Origin of the sequence: Pseudoalteromonas sp. Z9A4 (genome assembly GCF_011378845.1) — a bacterium.
In the GTDB taxonomy this organism is placed as follows: Bacteria; Pseudomonadota; Gammaproteobacteria; order Enterobacterales; family Alteromonadaceae; genus Pseudoalteromonas; species Pseudoalteromonas arctica.
In genome coordinates this window covers 37,005-54,637 of record NZ_WTLA01000016.1, presented here as the reverse complement: position 1 = coordinate 54,637, position 17,633 = coordinate 37,005, and the positions used below count along the sequence as shown (strand labels likewise).

The 17,633-nt window shown below is 38.9% G+C and carries 18 protein-coding genes; 7 read left to right on the top strand and 11 right to left on the bottom strand.

What is annotated here, in order from left to right; translation table 11 throughout:
- Positions 1–6 precede the first annotated feature (6 nt).
- From GQR54_RS12590 to GQR54_RS12575, 4 genes are read right to left on the bottom strand one after another with little or no spacing between them, the layout of a single operon-like run.
- Positions 7–468, bottom strand: coding sequence for a response regulator (locus tag GQR54_RS12590; RefSeq protein WP_165727623.1), 462 nt, complete (start codon positions 466–468; stop codon positions 7–9).
- Positions 469–1,953: a sensor histidine kinase gene (locus GQR54_RS12585; RefSeq protein WP_165739604.1), complete on the bottom strand. Its 1,485-nt coding sequence runs from the start codon at positions 1,951–1,953 to the stop codon at positions 469–471. It lies immediately after the preceding gene.
- Between the two features lie 35 nt (positions 1,954–1,988).
- Entirely contained in the window at positions 1,989–2,198 is a 210-nt protein-coding gene (locus GQR54_RS12580) for a histidine kinase (protein ID WP_039485081.1), read from the bottom strand.
- A 14-nt stretch (positions 2,199–2,212) separates the two neighbouring features.
- The gene (locus tag GQR54_RS12575) at positions 2,213–3,553 is read right to left on the bottom strand and encodes a sigma-54 dependent transcriptional regulator (protein WP_165727625.1); all 1,341 of its coding nucleotides are present in this window, start codon (positions 3,551–3,553) and stop codon (positions 2,213–2,215) included.
- 225 nt (positions 3,554–3,778) lie between these two features.
- On the opposite strand from GQR54_RS12575, the gene GQR54_RS12570 reads away from it, so the two are divergent.
- From GQR54_RS12570 to GQR54_RS12560, 3 genes are all read left to right on the top strand, one after another.
- The gene (locus GQR54_RS12570; RefSeq protein ID WP_166378029.1) at positions 3,779–4,294 is read left to right on the top strand and encodes an NUDIX hydrolase; all 516 of its coding nucleotides are present in this window, start codon (positions 3,779–3,781) and stop codon (positions 4,292–4,294) included.
- A 218-nt stretch (positions 4,295–4,512) separates the two neighbouring features.
- On the top strand, positions 4,513–5,889 hold the full coding sequence (locus GQR54_RS12565) for an NAD-dependent succinate-semialdehyde dehydrogenase (RefSeq protein WP_166378028.1): 1,377 nt from the start codon (positions 4,513–4,515) through the stop codon (positions 5,887–5,889).
- Between the two features lie 786 nt (positions 5,890–6,675).
- Positions 6,676–7,557 carry a hypothetical protein gene (locus GQR54_RS12560; RefSeq protein ID WP_166378026.1) on the top strand — a complete coding sequence of 294 codons (882 nt, stop codon included), beginning with the start codon at positions 6,676–6,678 and terminating at the stop codon, positions 7,555–7,557.
- Between the two features lie 353 nt (positions 7,558–7,910).
- Here the strand turns inward: GQR54_RS12560 and GQR54_RS12555 are convergent, their stop codons facing one another.
- The 3 genes from GQR54_RS12555 to GQR54_RS12545 form a co-directional block, all read right to left on the bottom strand.
- The gene (locus GQR54_RS12555) at positions 7,911–8,990 is read right to left on the bottom strand and encodes an endonuclease/exonuclease/phosphatase family protein (RefSeq protein ID WP_166378024.1); all 1,080 of its coding nucleotides are present in this window, start codon (positions 8,988–8,990) and stop codon (positions 7,911–7,913) included.
- Between the two features lie 23 nt (positions 8,991–9,013).
- The gene (locus tag GQR54_RS12550) at positions 9,014–9,376 is read right to left on the bottom strand and encodes a hypothetical protein (protein WP_165727633.1); all 363 of its coding nucleotides are present in this window, start codon (positions 9,374–9,376) and stop codon (positions 9,014–9,016) included.
- A gap of 76 nt (positions 9,377–9,452) precedes the next feature.
- Positions 9,453–9,701 carry a TIGR03643 family protein gene (locus GQR54_RS12545; RefSeq protein WP_166378022.1) on the bottom strand — a complete coding sequence of 83 codons (249 nt, stop codon included), beginning with the start codon at positions 9,699–9,701 and terminating at the stop codon, positions 9,453–9,455.
- A 123-nt stretch (positions 9,702–9,824) separates the two neighbouring features.
- Between GQR54_RS12545 and GQR54_RS12540 the strand changes: the two genes are divergently transcribed.
- The 3 genes from GQR54_RS12540 to GQR54_RS12530 all read left to right on the top strand — a co-directional run bounded on the left by GQR54_RS12540 (position 9,825) and on the right by GQR54_RS12530 (position 13,341).
- Positions 9,825–10,514, top strand: a complete 690-nt coding sequence (locus tag GQR54_RS12540; protein WP_165740948.1) for a transporter substrate-binding domain-containing protein — start codon at positions 9,825–9,827, stop codon at positions 10,512–10,514.
- Between the two features lie 29 nt (positions 10,515–10,543).
- Entirely contained in the window at positions 10,544–11,200 is a 657-nt protein-coding gene (locus tag GQR54_RS12535) for a YoaK family protein (protein ID WP_165727634.1), read from the top strand.
- A gap of 74 nt (positions 11,201–11,274) precedes the next feature.
- Positions 11,275–13,341, top strand: a complete 2,067-nt coding sequence (locus tag GQR54_RS12530; protein ID WP_166378020.1) for a TonB-dependent receptor — start codon at positions 11,275–11,277, stop codon at positions 13,339–13,341.
- Positions 13,342–13,377: 36 nt separating this feature from the next.
- Here the strand turns inward: GQR54_RS12530 and GQR54_RS12525 are convergent, their stop codons facing one another.
- The gene (locus GQR54_RS12525) at positions 13,378–14,169 is read right to left on the bottom strand and encodes a helix-turn-helix transcriptional regulator (protein WP_024605835.1); all 792 of its coding nucleotides are present in this window, start codon (positions 14,167–14,169) and stop codon (positions 13,378–13,380) included.
- A 106-nt stretch (positions 14,170–14,275) separates the two neighbouring features.
- On the opposite strand from GQR54_RS12525, the gene GQR54_RS12520 reads away from it, so the two are divergent.
- Positions 14,276–15,472: an MFS transporter gene (locus tag GQR54_RS12520; RefSeq protein ID WP_166378018.1), complete on the top strand. Its 1,197-nt coding sequence runs from the start codon at positions 14,276–14,278 to the stop codon at positions 15,470–15,472.
- Here GQR54_RS12520 and GQR54_RS12515 read toward each other — a convergent pair.
- The 3 genes from GQR54_RS12515 to GQR54_RS12505 all read right to left on the bottom strand — a co-directional run bounded on the left by GQR54_RS12515 (position 15,461) and on the right by GQR54_RS12505 (position 17,502).
- A complete protein-coding gene (locus GQR54_RS12515; RefSeq protein WP_007581505.1) occupies positions 15,461–15,682 on the bottom strand; it encodes a hypothetical protein in 222 nt (73 codons plus the stop codon). The genes GQR54_RS12520 and GQR54_RS12515 overlap by 12 nt on opposite strands.
- A 111-nt stretch (positions 15,683–15,793) precedes the next feature.
- The gene (locus GQR54_RS12510; RefSeq protein ID WP_166378016.1) at positions 15,794–16,207 is read right to left on the bottom strand and encodes a GFA family protein; all 414 of its coding nucleotides are present in this window, start codon (positions 16,205–16,207) and stop codon (positions 15,794–15,796) included.
- A 305-nt stretch (positions 16,208–16,512) separates the two neighbouring features.
- Positions 16,513–17,502: a fatty acid desaturase gene (locus GQR54_RS12505; protein WP_166378014.1), complete on the bottom strand. Its 990-nt coding sequence runs from the start codon at positions 17,500–17,502 to the stop codon at positions 16,513–16,515.
- Positions 17,503–17,633: the final 131 nt, after the last annotated feature.

Below are 17,633 nucleotides of genomic sequence, written 5' to 3'. Positions count from 1 at the left end.
TCTCCTTTAATCGTTAAATGTTGTCGGTAGCTCTACAAATTCTACCCAGTATTTTCCAAGTGTTTTCATTAAATCAACTAGGCCATCAAACGTTACAGGTTTTGTAATGTAAGATGCAGCGCCTAGGTTATACCCTTTAACCATGTCTTCTTCTTGCTTAGACGTAGTTAAAATTACAACCGGAATACCCTTTAAGTTAGGGTTTGCTTTAATTGCTTCAAGCGCTTCACGGCCATCCATTCTAGGCATATTTAAATCAAGCAATATAAGCCCTGGGCGAGGCGATGTTGTCTTGTCTTCAAACTTACCTTTACGCTCTAAGTATTCAAGTAACTCAACACCATCTTCAACAAAGTGAAGTTCGTTAAGTACACGGCTTTCGGCAAGGGCATCTTGTGTTAATAAACGATCATCTTCATCATCGTCTGCCATTAAAATAGTAATCGGTTTTACTTTTGTATAGGGCATTTAAGCCTCTCCTTGCAATGTGAAAAGCGCAGCTTCCACAGGTAGTTTTATGGTGAAAGTTGCACCTTCACCGTCTTTACTTTGGGCTGTAATTGTTCCGCCATGCCGCTCCACAATACGCCTACATACAGAAAGGCCAATACCCGTGCCTTTATACTCTGAGCGGCCATGTAAACGCTGAAACGGTACAAATATTTTATCGGCGTAGTCTTGTGAAAAACCAATGCCATTGTCTTCTATTGTAATAACTTGAAAACTTAATTCGGTATTATGATCAGCACTAAAGATATTTTCATGCTGGTAACTAATTTTAATATGTGGACTTACATCTGGGCGTCTAAATTTCACCGCATTCGACAACAAATTTAAAAACAATTGCTGCATTTGGCTTTTATCAGCCTGAATAACCGGTAAGTCTTCTACATCTACTTGTGTATTAGACTCATCTATCGCAATTTCTAAATCACTTAATATATCAGTTAGCACTTCGTTTAAATTTGTATCGTCAAAGTCTTTACCACGCGTTGCTATACGCGAAAACTCTAATAAATCGTTTATTAAGTTAGACATACGTTGAGCTGCATTTTTCATACGGCCAATGTAATCAATCCCTTTTTCACCAAGTTCATCTTTAAACATTGTTTCAAGGCGATCGCTAAAGGCTTGAATTTTTCTAAGTGGTTCTTGTAAATCATGGCTCGCCACAAAAGCAAACTCTTCAAGCTCTCGGTTACTTCGGCTCAACTCGTCAGAATACAACGTTAACTCTTGCGTACGTTCAGACACTTTCGTTGCTAGTGTTTCGTTTTGTTTTTCAAGCTCAAAACGATACTGTGCTGAATTTCTTAAATTAAGGCGCGTCATAATAAACATACCAATAATAAGTAGTGCACTTGTTATTGCCGTTATAGCAAACGTAATTTTAGCCTCATTTTTTATCTTTGCTAACTTAGAAAAATGACTCACTTTGAAAAGTAATTCGCGGTCTTGTATTTCATTTACGTGTTCACGGATTTGCCTATAAAGATCTCGTCCTTTATGTGTATTTAGCACATACAATGCACGTCTTTCTCTATCATCAAGTGCAAGGTTAACGGTTTTTTTAAGCTCGTTAATTTTACTATCTACAAGCACTAGTAACTGAGCAATACGATCTGCTTGGCCATCAATTTCAGAGTGGAGCGATTTAACATGATCCGTTTGTGCCTGTATTTGCCCAATCGCATCATAGTAAGGCGTTAAATAATCAGCCTCTTCAGTTAATAAATAACCACGTTGACCCGACTCAGCCTGCACTATAGATAAATGCAATTGCTCAATTGCCGTTGTCAGCATACTTGTGTTGTCTAAACTCTTTTGGGTTTGTGTTAAACCTTGAATAGTGTTCAATGCTAAAAATGCGTTACCTACAATAATACTCAACACAACAACTATAAAAGCTGCCCAAGTAATATTCGCTTTACTTTGATGTTTTTGCTTGTTCATTAGCTTCCCGAGTTAGTGTTTAAACAACACTGTATTTATTGAGAGTCTGATATTTTTTGTAAACTTTCGCTGCACTGTTGGCAATTATTAATAATTTTATCAAGTGCATCTAACGCTTTTTCTTTTGGCATATCGTTTTCAAGTACCAATTTAATAAGCTCGGCATTCATCGAAATACGATTTAGCGGCCCTCTTGCATCGTGTACTAACTTATTAAGCTGCTCTGTTTGGTTATCGGATGTCATGCCCTTCCTCAGATCTATTTATATTCGCCAATACCGCCATACGCATTAAGGCGGTTATAAAGTGTTTTTGTACTAATACCTAACATTTGCGCAGCAAGTGTTTTATTACCTTGCACTTTATCAAGCGTTGCATGAATAAGTTCTTTTTCAACTTCTTCAATTGTTTGCCCTGCCGATACTGGCTTTTCTGCAGTTTGATTATTAACACGCGAAAACGGCGATTCTAAATTGTCAGGCAAAATAATATCGCTAGTTTGCGGATCACTCATAATAAATGCACGGTGTATCGCATGGCGAATTTCGCGCACGTTACCCGGCCATTCATAGCTTTGCAACTCTTTAAGCTGCGCTGGCGTCCAGCTAAATGCTGTGCCATTTTCGTCATTAAGTTGATCTAAAAAGGCTTTAGCTAATAAAGGAATATCTTCTTTTCTATCGCGTAGTGGCGGTATATCAATAGGAAAAACCGCTAGCCTAAAGTAAATATCTTCACGAATAATATTATTTTGTGCTAAATCGGTAAGCGAGCGGTTAGTGGCTGAAATAACACGGCAATTTGTTGGTATTTCTCTGTTACCACCGACGCGCGTTACTTTTTTAGTTTCAAGCACTCGCAGTAAATTTGGCTGCATATCAATTGGCATTTCGGTTACTTCATCTAAAAATAAAGTACCGTTATTTGATTGCTCAAATACCCCTTCTTTACGCGCTATAGCACCGGTAAAGGCGCCTTTTTCATGACCAAATAACTCACTACCAATTAACTCTTTTGAAAGCGCACCACAGTTACTCGCCACTAACGGGCCTTCACACTGGCTAGCGTTATGGATAGCTTGAGCAACTACTTCTTTACCTGCACCACTTTCACCCATCAACATCACGTTAGCATTTGTTTTAGCAACGCGTTCAATCATATTGTAAAGCTTGTGCATGACCTCTGATTCGCCAATTAAGCCACCAAAGTGACGCGTTATACCGCTCGACTTTGCTTTTTTAACTGCTTTTTTAGGGCCATTTAAAACCAGTTCTAAATCTTCGCGTTGTAATGGCTTTAATAAATGCCCTACATTTGGCTCACACATTTCAGCTAAAATACCCTTCACTGAAGGATGGCCCGAAATAAGTGTAATTTTTGGAGATTGCCCAATCATTTTTAAATGATCGAGTAAATGCAGACCGCTGCCATCTGGCAACATAAAATCTAACAGCACATGATCAAAGGTATTATTTTCAAACCATTGATGCGCTTCTTTTAAACTGGTTGCGGTGCTTATATTGTGGCCGAGGAATTCGACTATGTGACATACAACGTCACTAAATTCGACGTCATCGTCTACTAAAAGTATGTTTAACATGATAAATCCCTATGCTTTTTTCTTATTCTACGCATCATAAATACTAATTTAAAGGCGCGCTTAAAATCTAATGACTTAAATAATTAAGTGATTCAATACTATTTATGTTACCAACTTAATATTTACGTATGCTTAAAAAAATCGATCACAAAAAAATAATTTAAATCGTTCCTATTCACACAATGATAGCAACTGATAATATAAACATCCCACAAAGGAGATGAAATGCAGCAATTAAAAACCCTGATTCATGCAGGTATTAATATCGACCAAGGCACTCAATTTACTCGCATAACAGGGCGTGCCATTGTAATTAAAAATAGTAAAATACTTTTAATGTACACAAACCGCTATGAAGATTACAGCTTGCCTGGTGGTGGCGTGGATGAAGGCGAAAGCATTGAGCAAGGCTTAATACGCGAACTAAATGAGGAAACAGGTGCACAGCAAATAAGTGTAGTAAAAGCCTTTGGACTCTACGAAGAGTATCGCCCTTGGTATAAAGACGATTTTGACATTATCCATATAAAATCGTATTGCTACGTATGTAACATTGCCGACGAACTTGGCAAAGCACAGTTAGAGCATTATGAGCAGCAAAATGGCATGACTGCTAAATGGGTTGATATCAACGATGCAATTGCTCATAACGAGCGCACACTTGCTAACAGTGAAAAACAAGGACTCTCCATTTTACGAGAAACCTACCTATTAAAGCGCATTGCTAAAGAACTTCTATAAGTTGAATAAGCATGAGCAGTCAATCTTGTAAATTTTGCATCAATCAGAACTTTTTACTGCTTTGGATAATATATTCATAGTAGTAAAAAGTTATTAGCAGAATAAAAAACCCAAAATAGATACTACATTTCAATAGCTTGAGATTAATTAATACTGTTTTTTTGATATTGGCTTTCGTTTTGCACCCTTATAGATAATTAATTTGTAAGGAGATAGAAATGAGTAACACAGTTAAAACGATTAATCCGGCAACTGAGCAAACCATTGAAACCTATACGCTACTTTCTCAAAAAGAAGCAGAACAGGTAATCGAAAAATCTCACGAAACATATTTAAAATGGCGCTTAACGTCGTTCACTGAACGTGCGAGATATCTTAATAAGTTAGCCTCACTTTTCGAAGAGCAAAAAGAATCTATCGCAAAACTCATGACCGAAGAAATGGGTAAAGTATACGAGCAAGGCTTTCAAGAAGTTGAGCTGTGTGCAGGAATTTGTCGTTACACAGCCGAACAAGGCCCACAAGTACTTGCTGACGAAGAACGTGATATGGACGGCGGCCGTGCAATTATCAGCTACCAACCAACAGGTGTACTGTTAGGTATTCAACCGTGGAACTTCCCGCTTTATCAGGTAATTCGCTACAGTGCTGCCAACATAATGGCGGGTAACACAACCGTATTAAAACATGCAGGTAACGTATTTGGTATGGCTGAAAAAATTGAAGAGCTATTTAAACAAGCCGGCTTTCCAGAGTACTGTTTCAGCAACTTACTCATCGACGGTAAAACCGCCAGCTCACTCATTGCGCACAAAGCAATTAGCGGCGTAACCTTTACGGGTAGTGATGGCACAGGTAAAAAAGTAGCTGCAGAAGCGGGTAAACACGCTAAAAAAACGGTATTAGAACTAGGTAGTAACGATGCCTACTTAGTACTTGATGACGCAGACTTAGAGCTAGCAGTTAAAACCTGCGTAACAGGCCGTATGATTAACAACGGCGAAACGTGTGTTTCAGCTAAACGTTATGTTGTTGTTGAGTCACTTTACGATGACTTTAAAGCGCAAATAAAAGAGCAATTTGAAGCCATGAAAATGGGCGACCCAATGGCAGATGATACAGACTTAGGTCCAATGGCACGTGAAGATTTACGTGACGGCATTCATGACCAAGTTATGCAATCAGTTGAAGCCGGTGCAAACATAGTAACAGGTGGCGAAATTCCATCGCAAACGGGTTACTACTACCCACCAACGCTACTAGATAATTTATCACCTGGCATGCCTGCATACGATGACGAACTATTTGGCCCTGTCGCTTCGCTAATAAAAGCGAAAGACAACGACGATGCAATGCGCATCGCCAACGACTCTCGCTACGGTTTAGGCGGTGGTATTTTCTCTAAAGATGAGAAAAAAGCTATTGAGCTTGCTAAAAAGTACTTCGACACCGGCATGATCAACATTAATGGTTACGGTTTAGCACAGCCTAACTTACCGTTTGGTGGTGTTAAAGGCAGTGGCTATGGCCGAGAACACGGCGGTTTTGGTATGCGCGAATTTGTTAATGTTAAAAGCATTATGATCGCCAACTAATTTAGCTGTATAAATGAAATAAGTGTTTTAAATAGATATTTTTAATAGGTGTTTAAAATACAAAAATTACTAAGCCTAAAAGTGGGTAACCACTTTTAGGCTTTTTTATGACCTTTAGAAAGTAATTCTCAGGAGACAATACTTAGTTTTTAGTAAAAGACAGTATTTAGTTTTCAGTAAGAGATAGTACCGAGCTTTGGATATACATCGTGCTTTTAAAAATTAAATATCCTTCAAAATAAAAAGTTACAGGCAAACCATTGCTACTTCATTAAATTTTAATAATTTAAAACTCACTTCACAATTTAGCTTATTTAATAAAAACGTAAGCACGCTGCTTTATCGTTACTTTAAATTGCGCTTACAAACCAGTTAAGCAATGTATTTAAAGGCATATACATAGTGAGGGTTCTTACAGAAAACACCACAATATGATGCTTAAACAGAGCTAAACCAAGTACGATTAAACCCAAAGCTAACTATTGATATGTAGAAGCTAATACCTAAAACCTGACAGACAAAAATGAGCGATAACCGGTCATTGAGATTGGCTAAATGTAATTGCTTATTGAGCAGAATTTAGGTGTAATGGATACATAGTTAACGCTGAGCAATGTAGGGAAATAAGTAAGCTTATTTAGCTAAAACCTCTAAAAGCAAACTCCCATAACTTAAACAACACATATCTTGTCACATCGAACAGGTAGCGATTCAGCCCAACAAGCGATTATGCAACACAAATTGCGTATCGTATAAATACTAAAATGTTAGTAGTTAAGGAAAGGTATGAAGTTTTCCCATAGATTTGGTTTTGACCCAGAGTATAAAAATAAACCAATTAGCGAAGAAGCCCCAAATTGGTTGAAAAGCCTTTTCTTTATTAATGTTTTGGAGCCTCTCCTTTATATTGATGGTGATAGCCGTCAAAAGAATGAAGAATCAAAACCGCTGGGAGTTAAAGACTTAATTGAAAGGTTATGTGTAGAAAATGGGCACGAAACTGACTCCGAAGATTTTGACTCATGGACATGTTTGGATGCATTGAAATGCAGACTTATGAATCTCGAATGGTATCAATTTTATGACTTTGTTGAAATTACAGCGATAAAGATTAAAGAACAGGAAATAGAGTACAGTTCAGCATGGGAAAACTCGCGATTCCAATCATTTATGTTTCCGTCATATAGGCAAAAGGTAAATGATTTATTTTCACAGCATAAAGTTCAGTGGAAATTAAATGATGCTGGTAAATTAGAGACCTCACTTCCCAAAGATCTTGAAACAAGAGTATCAGCTATAGACTCTACTTTGCAGGATAAATTTGAACCCGCAAGAGTCCATTATTCCAAAGCTCGATCTTATATATTGAGCCCAAGTAAGGATCCTGAGAATTCAATTAAAGAGTCCGTAAGTGCAGTTGAGAGTGTTTGTAAAACTATCTATCCCAAATGCGCTACGCTAGGTGACGCACTAAAGGCAATGAAAAGGGAGCAACTTATTTCTCCTATGCTTGTAACAGTTTTTGAGAAGTTTTATGCATATACAAATGCTGAACCAGCGGTAAGGCATGGTAGTAATAAAATGTCAGGCGTTGGCGAGATGGATGCAGAATTAGCGTTACATATGTCAGCTGCATTTATAAGAACGATAATTTCTAGAAAGTCGTAATTGACTGCTAATAAGAAATTAAATAAGGACAAAAAATTGGGCGTATCTAACTTCCGCTCATGGCACTTTCTAGCCACTCGACAACATAAACGCGGTAGTCGTGTTGTTGCTAGCCAATTCATTATTTTTTCGGGTGGCGTGGCTTCGCCACTTATCCGACCTACGTCAAAAGGTAGGTTGGTTAAGCCGAAGGCGCCACCCAACAGAGTTTCAGATTTACGCCTTGAAGCTCCGAAATTGGCACTCTCCAGCCACTCGACAACATAAAATATTGATTATAATTGGCAAGGTATTTTACTGTGTCGGATGGCGCTTCGCTTATCCGACCTACACTGGCTAGAAACTGATAGCTATCACTTCTCCTCAAACCTCGGCACTTTTCGCTTATCAGCCTTGCTCATAGCGAGTTCTTGAATTTCTTCTTGCTTGTGCTCTGCTGATTTAGTTTCTAGTGATTCCTGATTAGCGTTTTCATAAGAAAGCTCAGTGAGTAGCGCAAAGTGATCAGAGCCATATTTAGCGAGGCGTTTAATACTTTTAACTTTAAAGCCAGAGCTATGAAATAAATGATCAAGCGGCCAACGCATAAAAAAGTAGCTTGCGTGAAAGGTGTTATAAAATCCTCGACCTTTTCGTGGATCTAAAAAGCCACTTATTTGCATAAATAAACGGGTGCTACGCGACCATGCTACGTCGTTTAAATCACCGGCAACTATGGTAGGTCGTGAAGGGTTTTTAAGTGCTTTAGCCACCATTATTAGCTCTGAGTCGCGCGGACGTGATGAGTCTTCCTCTGTCGGGCTTGGTGGTGCTGGGTGAATAAAGTGCCCTTGCATTTTAAGGCCTTCATCGTTTTCAAACAAAATATGAATTGAGGGAATATCTTCTTCTATAAGCTCACATATTTGCGCGTCGAGTATTTTAAATTTGCTGTACAGGTGCATGCCGTAGCGGTTGTCTTTAGGGCATTCTATAAAATACGGATAGTGTTTTTTAATAACTGATAATTTATTTTCCCACCAGCTGTCGCTTTCAAGCGTGATAAGTAAGTCGGGTTGGTGCTCGTTAACCAAGCTAATTAACTGCTCACTTTTATGATTCGACATAAGTACATTTGCCGACATAATTCGTATGCTATGATCAATATGCTTAGGTGCACTTTGCACCTCTTTTTTAGCAAGCCACGTATACGGGTAAATCCACTTACCTTGTAAAATCATTATAAGTAATGAGGTTAAGGCTATAAACACGTAACCTATTGCGCTACTTTGCCATAATAAAAACAGCGAAGTAACAGCGACAAAACTGGCAATATAAAATACCTGTAAGCGCACAAAGTCGCAGCTACGCACTAAGTAATGCTGACTGTACGACATAGGTAATAGGGTAACCAGTAAAAAAAAGCCAATAATTATAGCCAGCGCAATGAGCATTTTAATATCCTTATAAAGTTAATTTAGCGACTTAAAATTGAAAGTATTTCTCGGGTGTCGTGCACCATGTGAATAACTGTACGGTCTATCTCAATGCTTACTGTACCATTATCTCTAGAGCGTTCAATAACTCTACCTCGTTTATATAAATCGCGCTCTAAAAAGTCGCCTCGGTGGTAGCTTTTACTTAGCCCTGGTGGCGTCCAACCTGCGCGAATTAACTGCTTTGCCTCTTTTTTAGAAAGGTAGTCATTGTCGTTATGTTTATGCGAATGATGCTTTTTATGGCCGTGTTTATGACCATGTTTATCTTTATGCGGTTTTGCGTCTGCGCTTATTGAACATAAACCCAATGCTATTAGTGCTGTGTATATTACTGCTCTCATAAATAATCTCTAGCGTAGTTAATAGCTAAAGATTAACAAACATGGATGAACATCGTATGAAACACCCACCCCTCGTTTAACGTTGTTTATATTGAGTTTTACAATGGCTGCGCATAATAGCGGGATCGCGTAATTTTAAGTGTTTTGTTTTACGCCCTGCATGGCGTTTACGCCACACTTTAAAACTGCCTTTTGAAATATGTTCGCGCATAAATACCACCAGCTGCGGATACTTTAATCCGTATAGCTGCTCTATTGCCTCATAAGGGGTTCTATCTTCCCACGCCATTTCAATAATGCGTGACTGTTGCTCTGGGTTAAACATGATGTTTCTCACAAAATTTAACTTATACGCTAGGTAAAAATACTTAGATCAATGCAATTAAGCTCAGTAACTGTATAATTGGCGTTCAATTTATGTACTTTAAAAGATATCGAATTTATATTTATGCGCGCAATATTCCTGTTTTTAGCTTTAACTTTACCTTCGTTATTACTTGCAGCGCCAAGTAAAACCCTGCGCTGCGTAACAACCCACTACCCGCCTTTTACTATTTACGATGAAAAAGCCGATACATTTACAGGTTTAGATATTGATTACATTAAGTTTATTGAAAAAAACTTAAACCTCAAAATTGACGTTGTTCATTTACCTTGGGCGCGTGTTAAAAAAGAGATGGAGCTGGGCTATTACGACTGCTATTTCTCATTGGCCAACTATAAAGAGCGTACAGAATATTTAGACTTTACTAGCGAGCCTTTGCATACCACTAAGTTTGGTTTATTCACGTTAAATGAAGATAATCTGCTTATTGATGATTTATCAAAAGCCGCTATAGCTATGTTACGCGGTGTTATTCTTCCCAAAATTATCGCTAAAAAGTACAGCCTTGATGAGAATAATCTGCTTCGTTCACTTTCAACTAAAGACACTTTTGAGCTACTTGAAAAAAAACGTGTTGAATACGCAATAACTAACTATCAAGCGGGTTTATGGTACTCAAAAGAATATAAAAACATTTATGCTCGGCAATTAAATGAGTTTACATTTCCTACTTATATTGCTTTTAAGCGTGGCGTAATTGATACAAAATTAGTTGATGAACAAATAAAGCGTTTTAAAGCACAAGCTCAATAATTAACTCTGCACATATTAAGAGATAACCAATGTTTACAAAACTACCAAAGTGGGTTGAATATGGCGCGTTTACACTGGCATTTATAGCGGGCATAGTTAACGCTGTTGGCTTATTAGGATTTGAACATCAGGCTATTTCGCACTTATCAGGCTCTGTCACTTTGTTGGGTATTAAACTAATGAGCAGTACTTCAGCCGCTTTACTGTTATTGAGCATACTAATAAGCTTTATGCTGGGCTCTGCGCTTTCTGGTTTTTTACTTGCAGGGCGTTCATTAAAACTTGGCCGGCATTACGACACGCTCTTATTTATTGAAGGCGCTTTACTGTTAGCAAGTGCCTACCTACTTGATCAATCTTATGTTTATGCAATTACGCTCGCATCAGCAGCATGTGGTTTACAAAACGCGTTAGCGACTAATTACAGTGGCGCAGTTGTTCGTACTACACACCTAACGGGTATTTTTACTGACCTTGGTTTAATGATGGGAAAAGCACTTAAAGGTGAGCAATTTGATACGCGTAAAGGCGTTATGTTTTTACTTATTATTGCGGGCTTTTTATTAGGTGGTATAACCGGTTTTGTTTTATTTGAGCATTACTTAGTGCTGGCTTTGGTGTTTCCTGCTGTGGCTTGTTTTGTTTTATCAATTACGTATCGGGTTTATAGGTTACGTACGCTTTAACGCAACAACTTTAAAAACATATAAAAACCACATACCATAAAAGCAATGCACTGCTATTTACTATAAAGGAATGTATGAAACCTTATTTTTTACCGCTGCTATTACCACTTAGCTACACTGCGCTTGCCAATAATCAAAATAACGATTCAATAGAAACCATAACAACCACTGCATCGCGCGTTGAAGCGCTATCTACCCCACTGCCTCTTTCAATAAGTACACTAAGTGAAGCGCAGCTAAAAAGCATAGCGCCTACCCATATTGAAGAAGCACTACAACGAGTAGCAGGCGCTAATATTCAACGCGGAAACGGCCAAGAATATTTACCCGCCCTTCGCTCACAAGTGCTTTCGGGCGCAGGCGCTTGTGGTGGCATATTGACTTTGGAGGATGGCATACCACTGAGAGCTGCTGGGTTTTGTAACATAAACGAGCTATTTGAAGCGCACAGCGAAATGGCGCAGCGCATTGAAGTGCTAAAAGGCCCTGGCTCTGCACTTTATGGCTCAAACGCTGTGCATGGTGTTATTAATGTAATAACGCCCGACACTACTCAAGGCGGTGGCTTAGTTGGCATTGATTATGGCTCGTACGGTTATACTCGCTACAAATTACGTGCAGGACAAGATTACGGCAACAGCGGTATAGGCATTAACGCAAGTGTTACCGACAATAGCGGTTACCGCGACGACGAAAGCGTAGAACAACAAAAAGTAAATATTCGCCATCGCTATTCAAATAATAATTTATTACTTACCTCAGGCCTTACTTACACAAATCTTGATCAGCAAACGGCTGGATTTATTACAGGCTTTGAAAGCTATAAAAACGAAGACCTCTCGCAAAAAAACTTTGACCCAGACGCATTTAGAAAAGCACGCGCATTTAGAGCATGGAGCAATGCAACATGGCAATTAAATAACGATGATGTGCTCTCTACTACGTTATATTTTCGCGACCAAAGCATGGACTTTTTTAAGCACTTTTTACCCGGCACACCGCTTGAAAAAAACAGTCAAACCGGCTTTGGTGTGCAATCGCTTTATCAACATAATTTACAAAGTAATGTAAAAGTAAACCTAGGGCTTGATGGCGAATACACGCAAGCCGACTTTACTCAAAGCCAAAATGAGCCCACTCAAGGTTCTGCATTTTTAGTTGCTACAGTGCCACAAGGTAAGCATTACGATTACGATTACGATGTAAACGCCACGCTTTATGCCCCTTTTGCATCTATTGATTGGCAATTAAATAAGTGGTTACTTACCGCAGGTGTGCGCTACGAGCATATGCAGTACGACTACACCAATAATATGCTAGCAGGCAGAACAAAAGACGATGGAACAGAATGCGGCTTTGGTGGCTGCCGATACAGCCGCCCTGAAAGTGGAAAAAATAGTTTTAGTAATCTATCGCCAAAGCTTGGGGTTAGTTATCAGTACAATACAAATAACACGCTTTATGCTAACTTTTCTCGCGGTTACAGAGCGCCACAAGCGGCTGAGCTCTACCAATTACAACGCGAGCAAACCACTGCAAATTTAAGCGCCGAAATAGCCAATAACGCAGAGCTGGGTATTAAAGGGATTTACGAAAAACTACGTTATGGCGTGTCACTTTACGCTATGAGTAAACACAATACGATTTACCGCGATAGTGACTTTTTTACGGTAAATAATGGCAGCTCTCGCCATCGTGGTATTGAGCTTGAACTTGACTACCAGCTAACGCAGTCGCTTGCGCTTAACTTTGCAGGCACTCACGCAAAGCATACTTATACTAACAACCAAATACTTAACGGTTTAAATATAAACGGCAACGACATAGATACCGCGCCGCGTAATATTGCTAATCTCGATTTAACATGGCAGGCATTAAACAACGCGCAATTTGCTTTGCAGTGGCATCGCGTTGGTAACTACTACACCGACCCAGAAAACTTAAATAAATACCAAGGGCATGATGTTTTAAGCCTGCGCGCTCAGTGGCAAGTTACTAATAACCTTGAAGTGCTTGCCCGCATTATTAATTTAACTAATGAGGCTTATGCAGAGCGCGCCGATTACACCAGTTTTACCGGCGACAGATACTTCCCGGGTAGACCTCGTAACGCGATGCTTTCGGCAACTTATACGTGGTAATGCTTATTTAAGAGCTAAACTGATTTAAAGGCTAAGCTAATTTAATTGATTTAAGTCGCTCATGTATTTCATGGGCGACTTTTTCATCACTTTTTTAAACATAGTAATAAATGCACTCACCGACTCATACCCTAATAACTCCGACACCTGCTGCACACTTTGCTTATCTGATAGCGCTTTTAAGGCTGTAATTATATGCAATTGCGTACGCCACTTTCCAAATGTCATACCTGTTTCTTTTTTAATTAACCGCGCTAATGTGCGCTCAGTTAATGCAAACTGCTTAGCCCATTGTGGTAGTGTTTTTCGATTGTTTGGCTTGTTTATAAGCTGATCGCTCATAGTTTGAATTACCTCATTTTTAGATAATACAAAATCGAGTGGTTGTACTGGCATTTCAATAAGTTGATCAAATAACACCTGCGCTAAACGTGCTGTTTTACTATTTAAAGTATAGTGCTGATTATGCGCAGCCAACTCGCACATTAGCTCTTTAACTAACGGCGTAATAGCTAACGTACAGGTATTTAGCGGCATACCGTTTTTACTACTATCAATAAATAAATGACAAAGCTGCGCGTTATCAGACGCCCTATTACTATGCACCTTTTGTGCTGGGATCCAAATTGCACTGTGCGTGGGCACCATCCACATTTTGGCTGACACTTCACATGTTACATAACCATGCAGCGCTAAAATTAACTGCCCTTTTGGATGAGTGTGCAGTGGTATTTCGTGACTTGCATGCGCGTGCTCTATTTTGGCTATTATAGGCTGCGCCATAGTTTCAAAATTTTTAATGTCGTCCCAACCAATTGCATCAAACATAGTTTTGTCTGTTTTTAGTTATTTAATGTCATTATCTCTAAATTATAGTTTTTGCTAAGCCTTTATACTAGCGCCCATTAAGTATTAGCTTTAATGGTCTTCCCTTTTGTTAAATAACACACCTAAATCACGCTTTGCTGGCATATTACTTGTGCTTGGCATATTACTTATTGCCGCAAATTTACGCGCCACATTTACAGGTATTGCACCTGTGCTTGAACAAATTATTAATCACTTTGGGCTTAGCGCATCGCAAGCTGGGTTTTTAACAACATTGCCACTCATTGCCTTTGCGGTTGTATCGCCAATGGCCGCAACTCTTGCTAAAAAGCAAGGGTTAGAGCGCACCTTGTTTGTGGCTTTGTTATTTATACTTGCAGGGGTTGCAGCGCGGGTAATAAATACCTCAGCCATGCTTTTTGTAGGCACCGCTATTATTGGTGTAGGTATTGCTATAGCAAACGTATTATTACCAAGTTTAATTAAGCGCGACTTTCCTGCAAAGGTTGCGTTAATGACCTCAGCCTACGTGCTTACTATGGGCGTGGTATCGGGTGGTTTTTCTACTTTAGTATTTCCGCTTAGTCAGTTAAACGGATTAGGATGGCAACTTGCGCTGGGCTCATCAGCTATTATTACTCTGGCGAGTATTATTGTATGGATGTCGCAATTAAGTAAGCACACAAAACCCGCGAGTATTGCTCAACACGCTGACACGTCAAAAAGTGTATGGCGCTATTTACTAGCATGGCAAATTACCCTACTGCTGGGCTTAAACTCGTTTTTAAATTATATAATCATCACGTGGTTACCTAGCATATTAATCGAAACAGGCCAAAGTGCCACGCAAGCAGGTGCTTATCATGGTGCTTTTCAAATAGCGACTGCATTACCGGGTTTAATATTGATTCCGTTACTTGCCAAATTAAAAGATCAAAGCGCGCTTAGCTTTATTTTAGCCATGTTGAGTGCACTTAGTGCATTGGGGCTGCTTTACATGCCTAACTTTGCCTTTGTTTGGACCTTAATGCTGGGTTTTTGCTCTGGAGCATGTTTTATACTTGGGCTGTCGTTTATTAGTTTACGAACCGATGATTCGCAACAAGCAGCGTCGCTTTCAGGTATGTCGCAAAGCGTAGGTTATTTACTCGCGGCTATTGGTCCTATGCTAGCTGGTGCATTACACACGACTACGGGAAGTTGGAGTGCGCCATTATGGCTGTGCGCTATTGCCGGAGTACTGTGTGCATTATGTGGTTTAGGCAGTGGTAAAAACACTACTTTAGCTAAATCAGCTAACTAGTTGCTGTAACCACGAAAATAAACCAGACGAAGTTTTGTTGCTCGTGTGTTTTTGCTCATAGCGTTTATTAGTTGCTTCACGCTGTTCACGGCGCTCTTGCGCTAAATTAGCTTTTGCAGCAAAACGTAGGCGCTGTTCTTGAGTAAGCTCATCATTAAAACTAATGGCTGTTTTTTTAACTGCTCGGCTGCTTTTAGGTGAACTACACATATTATTCTCCAAATGACTGACTTATAAGTAGACAGTCATTTGGTTAAATAAATTTCAAACCGCTTACTAAAAAAGTGGTTTTTTATCCGTATTACTAATAGCCCCAACTAACTAGTTTTGTGGGGTTGTATCAAACGCAGGTACTTCGTGTAAGCCGCTCAACCAGCTCAATGTTGATTTAGCCCAAATTTGTGCTGTTGGCGTAAATTGATCACGCTGATCAACCGCACCAATACGCAAACCATATACACGGTCAGCTTTAGCTTCGTTAGTTGCATAAAGTGTTGTACCACATGTGCCGCAAAAACCTTGCGCACGCTTGTTACCACTTTGCGCTGTTTTAACAAACTCTTTTGGCTCACCTTGGGTAAATACTACCGAATTTGGCTCTGCAATTATAACGGCTCTAAATGGGCCGCTCGACATACGTTGGCAATCGCTACAATGGCAAACAAGTGCATTATTATTTTGAGACTTTGCTTGGTATTTAAGTTCACCACAGTAACAGCTTCCAGTAATTTCCATTATTTAAATCCTTAATGCTTATGAAGATTGAATCGAGATATAAGACCGGCAGTATCGATTCATTATTTTTAAAATATAAAAAATTGCTCACCGGTTCATTTGTATGCTCGGCTAGATGTTTAATTCTTTAGAGTGATTTTTTCAAAGTTGAGCAAGTGCTACAAACATGATGCGATGTTTTAAATAAAACAGCAATACCACGTTAAGCTAATAGCGTAACGTGGTGCGTTCAAATTATTTTTTATATGTGTTTATATCATAAAATAAGAATAGCAATGTAGAACCTCCCCTTATGTTGGGGGTAATTATTTAAAAGCATTCGCATTTTTAATACTGTCAAAATCGTTAAAGCGCACGTTGTGTTGCGCCATTACTTTAAGTATTTTTTCACTTAGCATTTGACGTAAATAAAACGGCTGATTTGGCACAAAATGATGGATAGTATGCGTTTTACCAAAGTTAAAACAAAACAAGTGAAACGGCATAAATAAACGGCTCGTTAGTACATGTGTTTGTTCAAGCATATTATTAACGCCGCCATAGTAATGCATGCTTGAGGTAACAAAATTAAGCGAGCTTGAGCGAATAATATTAGGAACAATGAGCACGACCATTAAAAATTCAAACACGTTCATTATACTTAGTACCCAGCTAGGCGAATTTAGCGAAAGTGGTATAAATAAATCAACAATATGAAATAAAATAACGCTATATAAAATAGCGAAATACGCAGTCGCTATCGGAAACCCCGCATTAAAAACACTCGAAAAACTAAAGCCATTAATTTCTTTTCTAAAACGTTTAGTAGAAATAACTAACCCTAATAACCCATCTACAATAACTAGCGCACGTAAAAATGGATTTTTAATACCGTTACCCACCAAGCGTTCTTCTAGGTCTTGTTGTGTGCCTGAGGTTTTGTGATGGTGTAAATGCATTTTACGTCGGTACCATGGGCTAATAGTATTTGGCCGCATTAACCATACTGTTAGCATCATAAAATTATGCATGAACGGCTGATTACTAAAGTATTGTTTATGTATGAGGTCGTGTTCTAACTCATGGGAAATAGATGCAGCAATAGCCGCAAGTACTATGCATACCCAAGCAGGTATGATGGCTAAATAATATAAAACACCAACACCAATTAATGCGCTAAGCGATAGCAATAAAATAATTAACCCTAAGGTATTTTGATGTGCAAGTAACGGGTGCTTTTGACGAAGTGATGCTTCCTCTGCCTTAATTGCTTTAACAATCGATTGAATGTTCTGTTTGGCACTTAATTGGGTCATATATAATGTCTTAAAAACCTTGTTGCGCAAATAATACCTGAATTAAGCGCAACATCGGAATAAAGCAGGAATAATTATTGTAATACGATTAACTATTATCAATAGTTCAATTGCTTATTTATTCAATCGCA